General features: G+C 66.2%; 16 protein-coding genes, 1 tRNA gene and 1 pseudogene. 6 read left to right on the top strand and 12 right to left on the bottom strand.

Annotation, left to right across the window (positions count from 1 at the left end):
- Positions 1-97: 97 nt before the first annotated feature.
- The 5 genes from C8J39_RS12115 (at position 98) to C8J39_RS12095 (ending at position 4,431) form a co-directional block, all read left to right on the top strand.
- Positions 98-724 carry a DUF4136 domain-containing protein gene (locus C8J39_RS12115; protein WP_056063889.1) on the top strand — a complete coding sequence of 209 codons (627 nt, stop codon included), beginning with the start codon at positions 98-100 and terminating at the stop codon, positions 722-724.
- Entirely contained in the window at positions 721-1,857 is a 1,137-nt protein-coding gene (locus tag C8J39_RS12110) for a M14-type cytosolic carboxypeptidase (protein ID WP_243650033.1), read from the top strand. The genes C8J39_RS12115 and C8J39_RS12110 overlap by 4 nt, the downstream gene beginning before the upstream one ends.
- Positions 1,858-1,980: 123 nt before the next feature.
- A complete protein-coding gene (gene gpmA, locus C8J39_RS12105; protein WP_056063882.1) occupies positions 1,981-2,667 on the top strand; it encodes a 2,3-diphosphoglycerate-dependent phosphoglycerate mutase in 687 nt (228 codons plus the stop codon).
- A 215-nt stretch (positions 2,668-2,882) separates the two neighbouring features.
- Entirely contained in the window at positions 2,883-3,338 is a 456-nt protein-coding gene (gene purE / locus C8J39_RS12100; protein WP_120300935.1) for a 5-(carboxyamino)imidazole ribonucleotide mutase, read from the top strand.
- Positions 3,339-3,363: 25 nt separating this feature from the next.
- On the top strand, positions 3,364-4,431 hold the full coding sequence (locus C8J39_RS12095) for a 5-(carboxyamino)imidazole ribonucleotide synthase (RefSeq protein WP_120300712.1): 1,068 nt from the start codon (positions 3,364-3,366) through the stop codon (positions 4,429-4,431).
- Between the two features lie 183 nt (positions 4,432-4,614).
- On the opposite strand, the gene C8J39_RS12090 is transcribed toward C8J39_RS12095, so the two are convergent.
- From C8J39_RS12090 to hisG, 12 genes and pseudogenes are all read right to left on the bottom strand, one after another.
- A tRNA-Phe gene (locus C8J39_RS12090) sits at positions 4,615-4,690 on the bottom strand.
- A gap of 53 nt (positions 4,691-4,743) precedes the next feature.
- A complete protein-coding gene (locus C8J39_RS12085; protein WP_120300711.1) occupies positions 4,744-4,914 on the bottom strand; it encodes a DNA gyrase inhibitor YacG in 171 nt (56 codons plus the stop codon).
- Entirely contained in the window at positions 4,914-5,870 is a 957-nt protein-coding gene (locus C8J39_RS12080; protein WP_120300710.1) for a ribonuclease, read from the bottom strand. Before C8J39_RS12080 ends, C8J39_RS12085 begins: the two co-directional genes overlap by 1 nt.
- Entirely contained in the window at positions 5,863-6,429 is a 567-nt protein-coding gene (locus C8J39_RS12075) for a nucleoside triphosphate pyrophosphatase (protein WP_120300709.1), read from the bottom strand. Before C8J39_RS12075 ends, C8J39_RS12080 begins: the two co-directional genes overlap by 8 nt.
- Positions 6,430-6,478: 49 nt before the next feature.
- A complete protein-coding gene (infA, locus tag C8J39_RS12070; RefSeq protein ID WP_031441079.1) occupies positions 6,479-6,697 on the bottom strand; it encodes a translation initiation factor IF-1 in 219 nt (72 codons plus the stop codon).
- Between the two features lie 302 nt (positions 6,698-6,999).
- Positions 7,000-8,475: pseudogene (locus C8J39_RS12065) on the bottom strand (DNA methyltransferase).
- A gap of 102 nt (positions 8,476-8,577) precedes the next feature.
- Positions 8,578-10,536, bottom strand: a complete 1,959-nt coding sequence (locus C8J39_RS12060; RefSeq protein WP_243650035.1) for a S9 family peptidase — start codon at positions 10,534-10,536, stop codon at positions 8,578-8,580.
- 240 nt (positions 10,537-10,776) lie between these two features.
- Positions 10,777-12,933 carry a sodium-translocating pyrophosphatase gene (locus C8J39_RS12055; protein WP_120300708.1) on the bottom strand — a complete coding sequence of 719 codons (2,157 nt, stop codon included), beginning with the start codon at positions 12,931-12,933 and terminating at the stop codon, positions 10,777-10,779.
- 91 nt (positions 12,934-13,024) lie between these two features.
- Positions 13,025-13,918, bottom strand: coding sequence for a thiamine-phosphate kinase (thiL, locus tag C8J39_RS12050; protein ID WP_120300707.1), 894 nt, complete (start codon positions 13,916-13,918; stop codon positions 13,025-13,027).
- Positions 13,919-14,022: 104 nt separating this feature from the next.
- Entirely contained in the window at positions 14,023-14,478 is a 456-nt protein-coding gene (gene nusB, locus C8J39_RS12045; protein ID WP_120300706.1) for a transcription antitermination factor NusB, read from the bottom strand.
- 202 nt (positions 14,479-14,680) lie between these two features.
- A complete protein-coding gene (hisD, locus tag C8J39_RS12040) occupies positions 14,681-15,976 on the bottom strand; it encodes a histidinol dehydrogenase (protein ID WP_120300705.1) in 1,296 nt (431 codons plus the stop codon).
- A 130-nt stretch (positions 15,977-16,106) separates the two neighbouring features.
- Positions 16,107-16,775 (bottom strand): ATP phosphoribosyltransferase, encoded by a 669-nt coding sequence (hisG, locus tag C8J39_RS12035; protein ID WP_183037990.1) that lies wholly within the window; start codon positions 16,773-16,775, stop codon positions 16,107-16,109.
- A 46-nt stretch (positions 16,776-16,821) separates the two neighbouring features.
- Here hisG and C8J39_RS12030 point away from each other — a divergent pair, with 46 nt between their 5' ends.
- Positions 16,822-17,922 (top strand): DUF2332 domain-containing protein, encoded by a 1,101-nt coding sequence (locus tag C8J39_RS12030; protein WP_120300704.1) that lies wholly within the window; start codon positions 16,822-16,824, stop codon positions 17,920-17,922.
- The last annotated feature ends 57 nt before the right edge of the window (positions 17,923-17,979 follow it).

Below are 17,979 nucleotides of genomic sequence, written 5' to 3'. Positions count from 1 at the left end.
GTGTGTCCAAGTCAAGCAACGGACACGCTCCTACCATCCGGGAACCCACTCGGCTGGTCGGAGCGTTACTATAGCGCAACATTCTAAGGAAGTCCCGATGGCGGTTCGTTCGATCCTGGTCCTGGCGCTGGCAAGCGCATCCCTCACCGCGTGTGCGACCGGCCCGTCGCTGCCGCCCACGGAAGTGCTGCGCTATCACCTCGGCGAGCCGATCGACCGCGGCACCATCGCCGTCCAGCCGCTGACCGCCGGCGGCCCGGCCAGCATCGAGTTCAAGACCTATGCCGCCGCCGTACAGGGCCAGCTGCTCCAGGCCGGCTACAGCGTCCCCGCACCCGGCGCCAAGCCGCTGCTGGTGGCGACCGTCGGCTTCACCCGCACCACGCAGGCAGGGCCACCCAAGCAGTCGCCGATCAGCATCGGCATCGGTGGCGGCGGCTTCAGCGGCGGCGGTGGTCGTCGTGGTGGCGGCGGTGGCGTCGGGCTCGGTGGTGGCGTCGGCTTCCCGATCGGCGGCGGCGGCAGCACCGCGATCCTCGTCTCCGAACTGTCGGTCACGATCAAGCGCACCGCCGACCAGTCGCCCGTCTGGGAAGGTCGCGCGCAGTCATTCGCCGACGCTCGCAAGGAGGACGCCCGGACCGATATCCAGGCCGACAAGCTCGCCCGCGCATTGTTCATGGGGTTCCCCGGCGAGTCCGGTCGCACTATCCAGGTGAAATGAACGCACAGACCATGAACCCCGTCACCGTCAACGCAGCCTTCGATGGCGGCAACATCCGTGTTGTCGTCATCGAGGGGGACCGAATCGATCTGGAGATCGTCACCGATTTCCAGTCCGATTTCTTCCAGTGGTTCTACTTCCGCGTGGCGGGCGCGGCCGGCCGCACGCTGACCTACCGCATCCTGAATGCGGGCAAGTCGGCCTATCCGTTCGGCTGGCCCGGCTACAAGACGCGCGCCAGCACCGATCACCAGGCGTGGCGGATGATCGAGACGCGCTATGACAATGGCGTGCTCGAATTCGACTTCACCGCCGACACGGATCTCGCCTGGTTCGCGTATTTCGCGCCGTACACGATGGAGATGCACGAGGCTCTGGTGGCGCGCACCGCGTTGCTGCCGGGTGTCGTGCACCGCGAACTCGGCCAGTCGCTCGACGGGCAGGCGATCGACTGCTTCACGATCGGCTCGGGCCCGAAGCAGGTCTGGATCTATGGGCGCCAGCATCCGGGCGAATCGATGACCGAATGGTGGATGGAAGGCGCGCTGGAGCGGCTGACCGATTCGGCCGACCCGATCACGGCGGACCTGCTGGCGAAGGCGACCTTCAACGTCGTCCCCAACATGAACCCGGACGGCACGCGCCGGGGTCATCTGCGCACCAATGCGGTCGGGGTGAACCTCAACCGCGAATGGCACACGCCGACGCCGGAGAAGAGCCCCGAAGTCCTGTGCGTGCGCAACGCGATGGACCTGACCGGCGTCGACGTCGCGATGGACATCCACGGCGACGAGGCGATCCCGGCGAACTTCATCGCCGGCTTCGAAGGCATCCCGTCCTGGACCGACGCGCACGGCGAGAAATTCTACGAGTACGGCCGTCGGCTCGCGGCGCACACGCCCGATTTCCAGACCGAGAAGGGCTATCCCAAGTCCGCACCTGGGACCGCGAACCTGTCGATGTCGACCAACCAGCTCGCCGAGCGCTTCGGCGCGGTGTCGATGACGCTGGAGATGCCGTTCAAGGATCACGACGCCAATGCCGATCCCGAATTCGGCTGGTCGCCCGAGCGCTCGAAACAGCTCGCGCATGCGATGCTTGAGACACTCGCCGGCATGATCGACGAAATCTGACCCGATAACAACGGCTTGGCACGGTTTGGAGGCTTGGGTTCAAGCGCTGCGGACCGTGCGTTGGCCTAACCTTATCCTAACCTTTGAACCCTTCCGTTCAGTCCCGCCATCGCAGGAGCCCGAATGCCGACACTAGTCCTGATCCGCCACGGCCAGTCCACCTGGAACCTCGAGAACCGCTTCACCGGCTGGTGGGACGTCGACATGACCGCCAAGGGTGAGGCCGAGGCCAAGGCCGCAGGCGAGCTGATGGCCGCCAAGGGCCTCGACTTCGACCAGACCTTCGTCAGCCTTCAGACCCGTGCGATCAAGACGCTCAACATCGCGCTGGAGGCGATGGGCCGCCTCTGGCTCCCGGTCGAGAAGGACTGGCGTCTCAACGAGCGTCACTATGGTGGCCTCACCGGCCTCGACAAGGCCGAGACCGCGGCCAAGCACGGCGACGCGCAGGTTCACATCTGGCGCCGCAGCTTCGACGTCCCGCCGCCCGTGCTCGACGACGGTAGCGAATTCGACCTGTCCAAGGACCGGCGCTACGATGGCATCGCCATCCCCAAGACCGAGAGCCTCAAGGACACCATCGCGCGCGTCCTCCCCTATTGGGACGAGCGCATCGCCCCCGCGCTCAAGGACGGCCAGCGCATCCTGATCTCCGCGCACGGCAACTCGCTCCGCGCGCTGGTCAAGCACCTCTCGAACATCCCCGACGACGAGATCACCAGCCTCGAGATCCCGACCGGCCAGCCGATCGTCTACGAACTCGACGCCGACCTGAACGCCACGGACCGCTACTACCTCAGCGAGCGCTGACACCGCGCCTCTACTTCCCCCTCCCTGGAAGGGAGGGGCCGGGGGTGGGGCGGCCGGTTGGCGGACGTCGTGGTTGCCAAGTAGCCAACCCACCCCCAACCCCTCCCTTCCAGGGAGGGGAGCAGTGCACCAACAACATTGCCCTAGCCCCCCCACGTCGCTAGGCACGGCGCTCCTTGAACCAGGGGGCGATCGTGGCTCTAGTCGGCATCATCATGGGCAGCACCTCCGATTGGGAGACGATGCGCCACGCCGCCGAGACGCTCGATGCGCTCGACGTCGCCTACGAGACCAAGGTCGTCTCCGCGCATCGCACGCCCCAACGCCTCTACGACTATGCGACGACTGCCGCCGACCGCGGCCTCAAGGTGGTGATCGCCGGTGCAGGCGGCGCGGCGCATCTCCCCGGCATGGCCGCCTCGATGACGCATCTCCCGGTGCTTGGTGTCCCCGTCGAATCGAAGGCGCTCAAGGGCATGGATAGCCTGCTCTCGATCGTCCAGATGCCCGGCGGCATCCCGGTCGGCACGCTGGCCATAGGCAAGCCCGGCGCGATCAACGCCGGCCTGCTCGCCGCCGCGATCCTCGCCACCTCCGACGACGCGCTCGCCGAACGCCTCAAAGCCTGGCGCGCCGCACAGACCGACGCCGTCGCCACCGACCCCGCTTGAAGACGATAGCCTGAAAGACGCTGACATGACGCCGCTTCCCCCCGGATCGACCATCGGCATCCTCGGCGGAGGCCAGCTCGGCCGCATGCTCGCGACCGCCGCGGCACAGCTCGGTTATCACACGCACGTCCTCGCGCCCGACCAGGAGAGCGTCGCCGCGCAGTCCGCCTCGACCATGACGCGCGCCGACTATCACAACCGCATCGTCCTCGCCGACTTCGCCGACGCCTGCGACGTCATCACCTACGAGTTCGAGAACATCGCGGTCGAGCCCGTGGAATGGCTCGCAGACCGCGTCCCCGTTCACCCGAGCCCCCGCGCGCTCCGCGTCGCACAGGAACGGATCGGCGAAAAACGCTTCGTGGAGAGCGTCGGCGGCCGTCCGGCGCTCTGGGCCGCGGTCGACAGCCTCGATAGCCTGGAGGCGGGCCTGAAAGCGATCGGCACCCCCGCCATCCTCAAGACCGCCCGCTTCGGCTATGACGGCAAGGGGCAGGTCAAGATCGACACGCCCGAAGGCGCGCAGGCCGCCTGGGACACGATCGGCGGTCCCGCGGTGCTCGAAGCCTTCGTACCGTTCGAGCACGAGTTCTCGATCCTGATCGCCCGCGGCCTCGACGGCAGCATCGCGCGCTACGACCCGCCGCTCAACGTCCACCGCGATGCGATCCTCCGGCATTCCACGGTGCCCGCACCCGCCGAGGTACTGGCCCAGGCCGACGAAGCCGCCGCCCTAGCCGAACGAATCGCTGCCGAACTCGACTATGTCGGCGTGCTGGCCTGCGAGTTCTTCGTCGGCGCCGACGGCTCGGTCTTCAACGAGATGGCCCCCCGCGTACACAATTCCGGCCATTGGACGATCGAAGGCGCCGAATGCTCGCAATTCGAAAACCACATCCGTGCGATCTGCGGCCTGCCGCTTGGCGCGACGACGCTGACCGGGCGTGAGGCGACGATGGAAAACCTGATCGGCGACGATTCGGACCGCTGGGCGGAGCTGCTCGCCGAGCCCGGCGCGCATCTCCACCTGTACGGCAAGGGCACAGCGCGGCCTGGGCGTAAGATGGGTCACGTCACCCGGATCCGCCGCTAAAGGCTCCCCATCAGAGGGATACCCCCCAATTCCGTTCGAGACTCCCTCCGTTCGCCCTGAGCGAAGTCGAAGGGTGTGCCCCAAGCGAAAGTGCTTCGACTTCGCTCAGCACGAACGGATTTTGGGCAGCATTATGCGTGCCTCCGAGAGCAAGACCGCAGCGCTGATCATCAGGTGAGAAAATGGTGCCCGGAGACGGGGTCGAACCGCCGACACTGCGATTTTCAGTCGCATGCTCTACCAACTGAGCTATCCGGGCACGTCCGGTCGGGGACCGGAGAAGCGTCCGACCTTGCGATCGGAAGGGCGCGTTTAGTCGGGGTCTTCGGCGCTGTCCAGCCCCGTTTGCGAGATTGCGCGGCCGGGAATGCGATAGCCTTCGCCGAGCCACTGCAACAGGTCGCGGTCGCGGTGCCGGCTCGAGCAGAACGGCTTGTATTCGGGCACCGCGGGCTGGTCGCAGATCGGGCATTTGATAGGCATTAGGCGCTCTCCAGTTCGTGGACGACGCCCGTGCGGCGCGAGAGTTCCGCCAGCCACGCGGGACGCGCCATGAGGCGCGCGTGGACGGTTGCGGGCAGGGTATGACGGCGCGAGGCGGTCGGCGGGGTGCGTTCGAGCGTGCGGAGTGTCGCGCGGGCCGTTGCACCTACCGGATCAGCGCGGAGGATCTCAGGGATCGACGCGCGCGGGCGGGGCCGGACGATCTGCAGGAACCCAAACCCGTTCATCGCGGTCCGCTCGAACGGCTGTGGCAACGATTCGTCGATCGCGGCGGCGACGGCATTGCGTTGCGCCTTGCCGCCGATGGTCGGGAAATCGATCCCGATCGAGCCGCCGATGCCGTGTCGGCGTATCGCCCGCGCCACGGCATGCGCGGCGGCGATCGCGAGCGTGTCCAGCGGCGGTGCGCCGTCGACGTCGAACAGCGTCATCGCCGGCGTCGGTGACAGGCGGAGCGCGCCGAGTGGAAATACGATCTCGCCACTCACTGCTTCGTCGAGCAGTTCGGACCAGCCCGCCGCTTCCAGCGCGTCAGTTTCGTGGGAGCGGGGGCTCAGGACAGGTAGGCCGGTCACCACGAGGCGCTCGTACAGCGTCGGGGCGGGGCAGGGCGGCAGGTAGCTGGGGACGGCCTTGGCGAGCTTCGCACGACCCGCTTCGGGGAGGGCTTCTCGGACGATCTCGACGGTAAGGCTGGCGCCCTGCGTGATGCCGGGGGGGAGGTGGTTGATCAGCGCCTCGCCGCCGTCGAGCGTGACGCGACCGCGGCGGCCCGGCAGCAGTTCGACGAGCCGCGCACGTGCGATGAGGCCGACCTTCAGCGCCTCAGTGTCGAGTTCGATCGCAGCTTCGACAATCTGATCATCGTCCACCAGCGCGGCGCGCGCTTCGCCGATACCGGCCTCGTAGAGCCATGCAGGCCCCGTATCAGGCAAGTGCGACGCCAGCGGTCTTCAACAGCGCCCGCGTCTCGAACAGGGGCAAACCGACAACGCCTGAATGGCTCCCCGACAGGAAGCGAACGAACGCCTCCGCGCGGCCCTGGATCGCATAGCCGCCGGCCTTGCAGAGACCTTCGCCGCACGCGAGATAATCGTCGATCTCGGCAGGCGAGAGCGGCTTGAACGCGACGATCGTGTCGGCGATCCGTGTCCGCACCTTGCCGGCCGCGTCGATCACGCAGACCGCGGACAGGCAATGGTGACGTCGACCCGATAGCTTGCCAAGCAGATCGCGCTGGATTTTGATCGTGTCGGCGGGCGGCAGGATACGGCTGCCCAGCGCGATCGTCGTGTCGCCGGCTAGCACGATCTCACCCTCGGCACGCGCAACGGCGCTGGCCTTTTCGACGGCGAGGCGCAGTGCATAGGCGCGGGGCGGTTCAGCCTTGCGCGGGTTCTCGTCGATGTCGGGGGATTCCACGCGCGACGGCACGACGCCGAGCCGCGCGAGCAGGTCGCGGCGGCGGGGCGAGGAAGAGGCTAGGACCAGCATTGGTGCCTCGATCTTTGGGCTACGCGCCGCGCGAACGGCGCGTGGCGCTTTACTTGAAGCGGTAGGTGATGCGACCCTTGGTCAGATCGTACGGCGTGAGTTCGCACAGCACCTCGTCGCCGACCAGCACGCGGATGCGGTTCTTGCGCATCTTGCCGGCGGTATGACCGAGAATCTCGTGGTCGTTTTCGAGCTGAACCCGGAACATCGCGTTGGGGAGGAGTTCCACCACGCGGCCGCGCATCTCGAGCAGTTCTTCCTTGGCCAAATATAATCTCTGAATTGGGGGAATTTCGGGACGAGCGCCCTTACCGCAGGTTCGCGAAAAAGGAAAGCACGGCCGACGCACGGTCACAGGCCTGATGCCCATACCCGCGCGTGAACGAGATATCGGCGTTCCGCGCGGTGGAAACAAGGGCGTCCGATCTCGTCGCTTCTGCCGTCCCGCTACCGCTCAGTCATCCCCGCGGAGACGGGGGCCCATATCCTCTACGGTCCACGATCTATCGCGAGGCTAGCCAGTCCGGGTTCCCGCCTCCGCGGAATGACGAGCGGACGGCGGCATGCGGCTCATAGCAAGCTCGGCTGGAGTGCGGTCGCTTCCCGCGCAGCGCGCCGGAACGCGGCACGGTCGACATTGGGGATGCGTGGCCGCTTGCCCTGGAACAGATCGGCGAGCGTCAGGATCTGGAGCTTGGGGAACGCCTCGTCGACACCCGCGCGGTAGATCCCGACCGCAGCGGCACGGCGCTCCATCTCGCGCGTTGACTTGGCATTCATGATCAAGATGCCGATCGGCGCCTTCTCGCGCGCGATCGTCGCGGCGAGCGTTTCGACCATCGCAGTGTCGGGATTGAGGCCGCCCTTCACCGACACGATCGCGCGGTGCGTCACCATCTTGCCCGACGCCTGGTCATGGTCGTTGAAATAGATCAGCCCGTCGATCCCGCCATCCGCGCCCTTCTTCCTGCCGCCGTACGGCAGTGCGTCGACCATCGAGACGGCCCACCACTGGAACTGGTATTTGTCGCGCAACGCCAGATCATAGGCGGAGGCGAGATCCTTCGGCGTTCCCTCGACGGTGAACGTGACGGCGGGAAACGCGTCCTTCATCCGCTTTTCGATCAGCGAAATGGCAAGATGCGTGACGTCGATTCCGATCCATTGCCGCTTGAGCTTTTCCGCGGCGTGCACGGCCGTGCCGCAGCCGCAGAACGGGTCGAGCACCACGTCGCCCTCGTTCGACGAGGCGGCGATGATGCGCTCCAGCAGCGCTACCGGCTTCTGCGTCGGATAGCCGAGCCGTTCCTTCGAGACCGGCGCGATAATTGGGATCTCCCAGACGTCGTTCATCGCGACGCCCAGCGAGATACCCGATTCCCGGGTAGGATTCCGCGTGCCGTCGGGCATGAATGTGACCTTCTGCATCGCGCCTTTCCATCGCTTGAGCGAACTCGGCGATTGCGGCCCAGTGAGCGTGTTGAACAGATTGCCTGTCTCGCTCTTGGTATAGAATAGCAGGCAGTCGTGCATCCGCTGGAACCGATGCGAGATCGATGGCCACCGTCGATAGCTTCAAATAATCTCGTTCTGGAAGTGCCGCTTGCCGAAGATCGCGTCGAGCAGGAGCTTTAGGTAATGGCTCGTGGTCGGATCGCAGTGGAGATACAGGCTGCCGGTCGGCTTCAGCACGCGGTGCAACTCGAGCAGGCGGACCGCCATCATCGCCAGATACGCCATCATGTCGTTGTCGCCGAGGAACCCGCGCATCGCGTTCAACAGGTCGAACGCCTTGGTGCTGCCGCTCCGCGCGACTTGGTCGAAGGCGTCCTCGGCGGTCTCGTTCCAGTGCCAGGTGTCTTCGAACGCCTCGATCTGCGCGTTGGAGGACTTGCCGTCGGGTTCCTTGAACAGGATGCCGTAGTTCGCGTTCGAATTGAACGGCGGGTCCAGATAGATCAGGTCGACACTCTCGTCGGCGATCTCCTTGCGAAGGACGGCGAGGTTGTCGCCGTAGAAGAGGTGATTCTCGGGACGGTTGCTCATTCGGTGATGATGCGGAGACAAAACTGCGTTCGTCCAAACAAGATGCATCCACAGTCGGCGTATATGCTCCGTTATGGAGTTTTGGCGGGCAGTATCCGTGCGTTATGCTGGATTATACTTCGTCAGGAATGCACCCATTGCCTTCAGGAACTCGAGTCTGTCCTCGCCACGCGTGAAATGATGATCGCCGAGCGGTTGTTCGACATACTCGAACGGCTTGCCCGCCTCTTTGAGTGCCGCTGCCATCATCCGCGATTGCTTCACGGGCACGCGCTTGTCCTCCTTGCCGTGCAGCATCAGGATGGGGATCGAGAAGGTCTGCGCACCAAAGCGCGGCGAGACGCTGCGATAATCGGGCGCCTGCTTCTTCAGCCAGTCGCCGCGAGTCTTTCCGTACAGGAACTTGCCGTCATAGCGCTGCATCGCCTGCAGATCGGACACGCCGGCATAAGAGATCGCGCACCGATAGAGCGCCGCGTCGCCGGTGCCGTTCCGCTGCACAGCGCGCATCGCCGCATAGCCGCCATAGGACGCCCCCGCCATGCAGACGCGTTTCGGATCGGCGATGCCCTGCTTGGCCAGATGCGTGATCGCATCGTCGAGATCGTCCTGCATCTTCAGGCCCCATTGCCCCTCGCCGAGCTTGGCGAAACTGGTGCCATACCCCGATGATCCACGGTAATTGGGCTGGACGACGGCATAGCCGGTTTCCGCCAGATACTGAGTCCACCAGTCCCAATCTTCCGAATCGCGTGCGAACGGGCCGCCATGCGGCAATACGATCAGCGGCAGGTTCTTCGGGCTGTGTCCTCGCGGCAGGGTCAGCAGCGCCTCGATCTCGACGCCGTCGCGCGCCTTGTACCGGATCGTCGATACCGGCGACAGCGTCCGCGCCTTAAGATCGTTGTTCTGCCAGGAATAGCGCTGCATCGATCCGTTCGCGGGGTCGTAGAAATACAGCGCGCCCGCCTGCGACGGCGAGCCGACCTGTACCAGGAACTTCGACCGGGTGCGATCCCAGGACACGATGCGCGCGCGTCGCTCGCCGACCGCCTTGTCGACCGAGTCCTGGATTTCCTTCAGCTTGGGGTTCAGCCAGACGGTATGGCCGAAGCGATCGGTGACGGTGATACCGTCGATGTCGTCGCCAGTCGCGTTCTCGACCACGCCATCGACGTCGTAGCCGTCCGCGCCGTACAGCTTCTTGCCGAGCTTCAGATCGGGCAGCGACACCTCGAACACTTCGTCGCGACCGCCCGAATCGTCCGTCGCGATGGCCGTGCCGTCGGCGCGGAACGTCAGCGGGATGACGATATCCTGCTTGCCGCGGGCCGATGCGATGACCTTGAACGGATCGCGATTGGCGCTGCGATACAGAAGCGAGCCCTTGCGGGTGTCGTCCTCGTACCGATAGCCCATCCGGACGACGCCTGCTCCATCGGCATACCAGTCAAAGACGTTCGTCTGGCTGCCGGCGACGGTCTTGGTCTTGCCGGTCGACAGATCCACCTCGGAGACCGAGGGATACCATTGGCTTTCGCTTTCGATCCCGGTCTGGCGCGACAGCAGGACACGCGGTGTGCCGTCGCGCGCCGCCCACAGGATTTCGTCCGCGCGGACACCCGAATTCTTCCAGTCGATTCGGTTGATTTTGGTCATGTCGGCTTTGACGCCCAGCGTGCGCGTGACGTAGATCTCCTCGCCGTACAGCATGTCCTGCGATCCGATGCCGACCGCGAGCCAGTCGTCACCAACCCAGCGCCACCAGTTGATGTCGACCGTCGCCCCGACCTTGATTGCGGTGAGCTTGCCACCGGGAAACAGCGGCGCGACGACCAGCACCTGGACGCCGTCGATCGCCATCTTCGCGGCGATACGTCTGCCGTCGGGCGATAGCTTCGGATTGGCGATGCCGGGCAGTTTGGCAAAGGTTTCGACCGGCACCCGGTCCGAGAGCGTGGCGTTCGCCTTCGGCGTGGCGGCCGGCGGTGGCGCGGTCTGTGCCGCCGCGATCGCCGGTATCATTGCACCGGCCAGCAGACCCATACGCCACGTCATCATCAGTCCCCCCCGGCCATTCCCCAACGACCGTTTACGCAGAGTATCGCGTTCGGTAGCCGGCACAAGAGGAGGCTGCAGCGGATCAGTGCAGCGCCGAGGTCGATCGGACTGAGCGAAAATTGCGCGCGCGGCGCACTGCCTTGTTATCGCGCGGGAATGGATGGCAAACATTGAAGCACCGGGCAGTGAATGGATCGCAGAGCGGCCAGCGTAGCTGACCGATCGGCGATCCAGTTCAGTTCACCCCACGCCGCCGCCGGCCAGAGCTGCGAGCAGCAGCAGTGCGACGATGTTGGTGATCTTGATCATCGGGTTCACCGCAGGGCCGGCAGTATCCTTGTACGGATCGCCGACGGTGTCGCCGGTGATCGCGGCCTTGTGCGCTTCGGACCCCTTGCCGCCGTGATGGCCGTCCTCGATGTATTTCTTGGCGTTGTCCCACGCGCCGCCACCGCTCGTCATCGAGATCGCGACGAACAGCCCGGAGACGATCACGCCCAGCAACATCGCGCCGAGCGACGCGAAGCCGGCGGCCTGGCCCGCGACTGCGGTGATGATGAAATACACCGCGAGAGGGCTCAGGACCGGAAGAAGTGACGGGACGATCATCTCGCGGATTGCCGCCTTGGTGACGAGATCAACCGTCCGTGCGTAATCAGGGCGGCTCGTGCCCAGCATGATGCCGGGATTGTTGCGGAACTGCTCGCGGACCTCCTCGACGACCGCACCGGCTGCGCGACCGACGGCGGTCATGCCGAACGCGCCGAACAGGTACGGGAGCAGCGCGCCGAGCAGCAGGCCGACGATGACGTACGGGTTGCTGAGGCTGAAATCGACCGTGACGTCGGGGAAGTACGTAGCAAGATCGGTAGTGTAGGCGCCGAACAGCACCAGCGCGGCGAGCCCGGCCGAGCCGATCGCATAGCCCTTGGTGACCGCCTTGGTAGTGTTACCGACCGCGTCGAGCGCATCGGTCCTCTGCCGGACGTCGTCGGGCAGCCCGGCCATCTCGGCGATCCCGCCTGCGTTGTCGGTGACCGGGCCGTAGGCGTCGAGCGCGACGACCATGCCGGCCTGCGCGAGCATCGCCGTTGCCGCAAACGCAATGCCGATGATCCCGGCCAGCTGGTACGCGACGATCACCGCGACGACGATGACCAGCGTCGGCAGCGCGGTGGATTCGAGGCTGATCGCGAGGCCCTGGATGACGTTGGTACCGTGGCCGGTCTCGGATGCCTTCGCGATCGACTGGACCGGGCGGTGGTTGGTGCCGGTGTAGTATTCGGTGATCCACACGATCAGCCCAGTCACGACGAGCCCGATCATCATCGACCAGAACAGGTCCATGCCGGTGAAGCTCTGCGTCAGCGACGGTGCGGCCTGCGTCGTGAGATCGTCGCTCGCGGGATCGAGGAACCCCGCGCCACCGATCACGCGGTGGAGGTCGCCGAGCACGTACTGCGTCGCGAGATAGATCGCCGGGATCGACAGGATCGTCGAGGTGAAGAAGCCCTTGTACAGCGCCCCCATGATGCTGCCCCCACCGAGCCGCACCATGTACGTACCGATGATCGAGGTGACGATGCACACGCCGCCGACGAGCAGCGGGAGCGTCATCAGCCGCATCAGCTCGGCGCCGCTCGCCTGGATCAGCAGCGCGATCGAGATCATCGTCACACCCAAGGTGACGACGTAGGTCTCGAACAGATCCGCCGCCATGCCCGCGCAATCGCCGACATTGTCGCCGACGTTGTCCGCGATGACGGCGGGGTTGCGGGGGTCGTCCTCGGGGATGCCCGCCTCGACCTTGCCGACGAGATCCGCGCCGACGTCCGCCGCCTTGGTGAAGATGCCGCCGCCCAATCGCGCGAAAATCGAGATCAGCGACGCGCCGAACGCGAGCGCGGTCAGCGCCTCGACGATGATCCGGTCGTTGGGGGCATGGCCTGCAGGGCCGGTAAGGTACCAGAAGAACGCGCTGATCGCGAGCAGGCCGAGACCCGCCACGAGCATGCCGGTGACCGCGCCCGATCGGAACGCCATCGTCAACCCGGCCTGCAGCGACGTCCGCGCGGCTTCCGCAGTGCGCACGTTGGCGCGGACCGAGATGTTCATGCCGACATAGCCGGCGACGCCCGACAGCAGCGCGCCGATGACGAAGCCGACCGTCGAGATATAGCCGAGCGTGAAGAGAAGGATCGCCGCGACGATCACGCCGACGATCGCGATCGTGGTGTATTGCCGTCCGAGATACGCCTTCGCGCCTTCCTGGATGGCGGCGGCGATGTCTTGCATCTTCTCGTTGCCGGGGGAGGCGGCAAGCACCTGTCGACTGGTGACGAAACCATATAGGACGGCGATCACGCCGCAGATCATGGCCAAATAGACGGTCGTCATACGGCGCTATCCCTCTTTTCAGGTCCTCTCCGGTCCCGGCTTTGCCGAGTCCCGATGTAAGGAACCTATCAGTGCAGGGGCATTGCGCAAGCTATCCGCGCGGACGGTGTTCGTAGCCGAGACTTGGCGGCAGCAGGACGGGTACACCCGCGTCGTGCAGGGTAAGGCCTGAGCCGCTCGAGAACGCGCCGATGCGGGTGGCGTCGGTGACGAACTCTTCGGGCGCCGCGAAGAGGAGTTGGTAGTCGTCTCCCGCCGTGGCTGCGGCGAGGCGGTCGCCTGAGAAGGTGCGATAGGCGCAGGAAAGCGGAACCCGAGCGAGGTCAATCGTGACGGCTAGGCCGCTGGCGCGCGCCATGCGGGACGCGTCGATCAGCAGGCCATCGGACACATCCATCATCGCACGGACATGCGGGGCCAGGATGCGCCCGTCGGCGAGCCGCGGCTGCGGACGGCGATAGGCAGCGAGGAGCTCGGCCGGGCCTTGTTTTGCAAGCGCGATAGCGAGCCCCGCGCCCGCATCGCCAATCGTGCCGGTGACGTAGAGCGCGTCGCCTTCACGTGCGCCGCTACGGGCGGGCGCTGCGGCATCGCTCCCGAACGCGGTGACGGTCAGGACGCGAGGGGCGTTCGCGGGAAGCGTGACGGTGTCGCCGCCGATGATGCGCGTGTCGAACGTCGCCAGGACGTCGGCGAGCCCCTCGAGAAACGCGCGATCCCACGCGTCGTCGCCCAGCGGGTAGTTGAGGAGGATGCCTTCCGGTTTCGCACCTTTGGCGGCAAGGTCGGAGAGGTTGGTCGCGACCAGCTTCCACGCGACGTCCTGCGCGGGATCGGTCGGGAGGAAATGGACGCCTTCGACAAGCGTGTCGGTGGTGACGACGAGCGGGCCGGCGTCGAGCAGCGCAGTGTCGTCATTGAGGCTACGCGCGGCAGGATGCAGCGGGAGTTCGCGTAAGGCCGCAATGAACTCGGCTTCGGTCATTCTTAGCTCCCTCTCCCCTCCGGGGAGAGGGGCACCAACTGCTCCCTCTCCCCTTCGGGAAGAGGGGCACCAACTGCTCCCTCTCCCCTTCGGGGAGAGGGAGATTACGCCCGCACCTCTTTCGCGATGCCGTCGAGCAACCCATTCACGAAGCCCGACTCGCGCTTGTCGTAGAACGCGTGCGCGACGTCGACATATTCGCTGATCACGGCCGCGACCGGCACGTCCTGGCGCGCGAGCAACTCATAGGTCCCGACGCGGATGATCGCCTTCATCGGCTTGTCGAGGCGGGCGAGCGTCCAGCCCTTGGCCAACTTGCCCTCGATCAGCACGTCGATCTCGCCGGCGCGCGCGTTGGCCCCGGACACCAGGTCGTCGAAGAAATCGACGTCGGCCTCGGCATATTCGACGTCTTCGATCGTCGCGCCGAGTCGGTGCTGGTGGAATTCGTTGAGCAGGACGGGCATCGCGGTGCCCTCCATCTCGTGCTGGTACGTGGCTTGGACGGCGGCGAGGCGAGCGGCGGCACGCGCCTTGGTGCGGGGGGCGGTTCGAGTCATAAGCGGTTGCCTGTAGGCGCGGGGCGCGTGTGTGTCAGCCCTTTGCGTTTCGAACGGAACGGCAAGAAGGTTTGTTCACGCGGAGGCGCGGAGCTGTTGCGTGCGGCGCAGCCGCTTCGATCTCCTCATCCGCTAGTGATTGAAGGGCCGCTACGCGGCGAGGTCGATACCTCCGCGTCTCCGCGCCTCCGCGTGAACCAAACTAACTGTTGAGCCGCAGCCGCAAAGCCACTGATTTTGCGTGTGCGGGAAGGCCCTCGGCATTCGCGAGGGCGACGGTGGCAGGCCCGAGTTCGCGCAAGGCGGCTTCGTCCAGAGCAAGGAAACTGGTGCGTTTCATGAAGTCGAGCACCGACAACCCAGAGGCAAACCGCGCCCGACGGCCCGTCGGGAGGACGTGGTTCGGCCCCGCGACGTAATCGCCGATCGCCTCAGGCGTGTAGCGGCCAAGGAATACAGAACCCGCATGGCGGATACGGTCGAAAAATTCCTGCGGATCGGGGATCGCCAGCTGGAGATGCTCGGCGGCAAGGCGGTCGACCAGCGGGATCGCGTCCGCCAGCGTGTCGACGACCACGATCGCCCCATTGGTTTCCCAAGCAACGCGCGCGACCGCCTCCGTAGCCAGCTCGCGCAACTGGCGGTCGACGGCATCCGCGACCTTGTCGGCAAACGCGGCATCGTCCGTGAACAGGATCGACTGCGTGGTCACATCGTGCTCGGCCTGGCTGAGCAGGTCGGCGGCGGTCCATTCGGGATCGTTGAGCGCGTCCGCCACGACGACGATTTCCGAGGGACCCGCGACCATGTCGATGCCGACGACGCCGTAGACCTGGCGCTTGGCCTCGGCGACCCAGGCGTTGCCGGGGCCGGTGATGACGTCGACCGGCTTGACCCGGCCCGCGCCGTACGCAAGCGCGGCGACAGCCTGCGCGCCACCGACGCGCCACACTTCATCGACGCCGGCGAGGTGCGCGGCGGCAAGGACCAGCGGATTGATCTGGCCGTCCGGAGTCGGCGTGACCATCGCGAGACGGCCGACGCCCGCAACCTTGGCGGGGATCGCATTCATTAGCAGCGACGAAGGGTAGGCGGCACGTCCACCGGGGACGTAGATGCCAGCGGCGTCAACTGGGAGCCAGCGCGCGCCGAGCCTCACACCCGCGGAGTCGACCGAGTCGCTGTCGAGTGGACGCTGTTTCTCGTGATACGCGCGGATGCGGGTCGCGGCGAGTTCGAGCGCGGTGCGCAGGTCCGGATCAAGCGCCTTGAACGCGGCCTCGCAGTCGGCAGCGTCGATCTTCCAGCCGGTGGTTTCGAGGTCGTGGCGGTCGTGCTTCTGCGTCAGGTCGCGGATCGCGGTTTCACCGTCGCGGCGGACGGCCGCGATGATCGCGGCGACGTCCTGCGTGACGCCTGCATCGGACTCGCGACGGTCCTCGACCAGCACGGTGAAGCGCGTTGCAAAGTCCGCATCCGAGGTAGAGAGGCGGATCACTTGCCCCCCTCCCGCGAGCGGGAGGGGCTGGGGGTGGGCACGCGCTCACCGCGGGCATTACGGCTGAGGATAGCGCGAGCCCAACCCCCGACCTCTTCCCGCATGCGGGAAGGGGAGCAGAACAGCGCGCTCATGCTGCCATCTCCTGCGCATCGACCGCGCGACGGAAAGCCTCGACCAGCGGCACCACCCGGGCACGCGTCTTCATCGCGGCGCGGTTGACCACCAGGCGGCTGGTGACCTCCATGATCGTCTCGACCTCGACCAGTCCGTTTTCCAGCAACGTCCGCCCCGACGAAACGAGATCGACGATCCGCGGCGCCAATCCCAAGGTCGGCGCCAACTCCATCGCGCCATTGAGCTTCACGCACTCCGCCTGCACGCCACGGCTGGCAAAATGCGCCGCGGTAACATGCGGATATTTGGTCGCGACCCGAACATGGCTCCAGCCGCGCGGATCGTCCCGCGCCGCCATCTCGGCAGGCTCGGCGACTGACAGCCGGCAATGGCCGATGCCCAGATCGACCGGTGCGTACAGTTCCGAATACCCGAACTCCGCGATCACGTCCGACCCGACGATGCCGAATTGCGCCGCCCCGTGCGCGACGAAGGTAGCGACGTCGAACGCGCGCACCCGGATCAGCGAAATCGCAGGATCGTTGGTCGCAAAGCGCAACGCACGCGAATTTTCGTCCGAGAACGACGCTTCGGGATGCACCCCGGCGCGCGCGAGCAAAGGCAGGGCCTCGGCGAGGATACGTCCCTTGGGGACGGCGATGATGATCTGGGACTCTGGCACGCGCCGGGCTTTACGGGGGGGGCATGGCGGGTGCAACAACGTGCGTATGGCAAATGTAATGGCAAGTTGCTCCGCGTTCGGAATCCAGGCGGGGTATTGCGCCGCGATGGACGCGCCGATCACGGCGCGGGTTTGCGGCGCGCTGGCGGACGCGCTCGATCGAGACAGCGAGACGGGGCGGCGGGTGCTCGACTGGTCGGGCGAGCCGGTCGCGGATGCCTTGGCGTTACGGCTGGTGGGTGGACTGCACGCGCTGCATCGCGCGGGCGTCGATCCGGAGCTTGCTGCCGTATTCGCCGGCGTAGAAACCGACCCGGCGCGGATCGTCGCGATACTAAAGGCAACGCTCGTCGCACAGGATGCGGCGTTGCTGCCGTGGCTCGACGGACCGCCGCAGACCAACGAGGCGGCGCGGTCCGCCGGGATGATGACCGGCATATTGCATCTGGCCGAGCGGTACGGGCCGCGGTTCGAGGTGCTGGAGATCGGCTCGAGCGCGGGACTCAATCTGCTGATCGATCGCTATCGGTTCGACCTTGGCGGTGTGGATGTCGGGCCATCGGCGTCGCCTGTGACCATCCACCCCGAATGGCGGGGTACACCGCCGCCAGGCGCTCCGGTCGAGATCGAGTCGACACGCGGCGTCGATATCCACCCGGTCGACGTCGCCGATCCGGCCGCAGCGGCGCGGCTCGAGGCGTATGTCTGGGTCGACGCGGTCGAGCGGCAGGCGCGGCTGGCTGCGGCGATTACGATGGTGCGCGACGGCGGCGTCGATCTGGCGGAAGGCGATGCGGCGGACTGGGTCGAGGCTCGGTTGGCCGAACCGCAGCCCGACGGCGTTACGCGCGTGCTGATGCATTCGGTGGTGTGGCAGTATCTGCCCGCGACCTCCCGCGAGCGGATCCGGGTCGCGATGGACGCAGCGGGCGCGCGCGCGACGGTGGAGCGACCGCTCGGCTGGGTGATGATGGAGCCGAACCGCGATCTGCACCGCCACGAGGTCCGCGTACGCGGCTGGCCGGGCGAACGGCCGATGGAACTGGTCGCGCTGACACATGCGCATGGCGCCTGGGTCGAAGGGCTCTCGGCGCCGTACGAGACGCGGGACTACGTCATGCGACGTGGCGCCTACGAGAAGGACTGAGGCGTCGGATACGCGAGCGGCCCGGGATCGCTCCCGGGCCGCCCAAACTTGGTAGAA

The organism is Sphingomonas sp. PP-CC-1A-547, assembly GCF_003610375.1.
GTDB lineage: Bacteria > Pseudomonadota > Alphaproteobacteria > Sphingomonadales > Sphingomonadaceae > Sphingomonas.
Note: the sequence above shows the minus strand (reverse complement) of the source record. Positions and strands in the feature narration are given on the sequence as shown.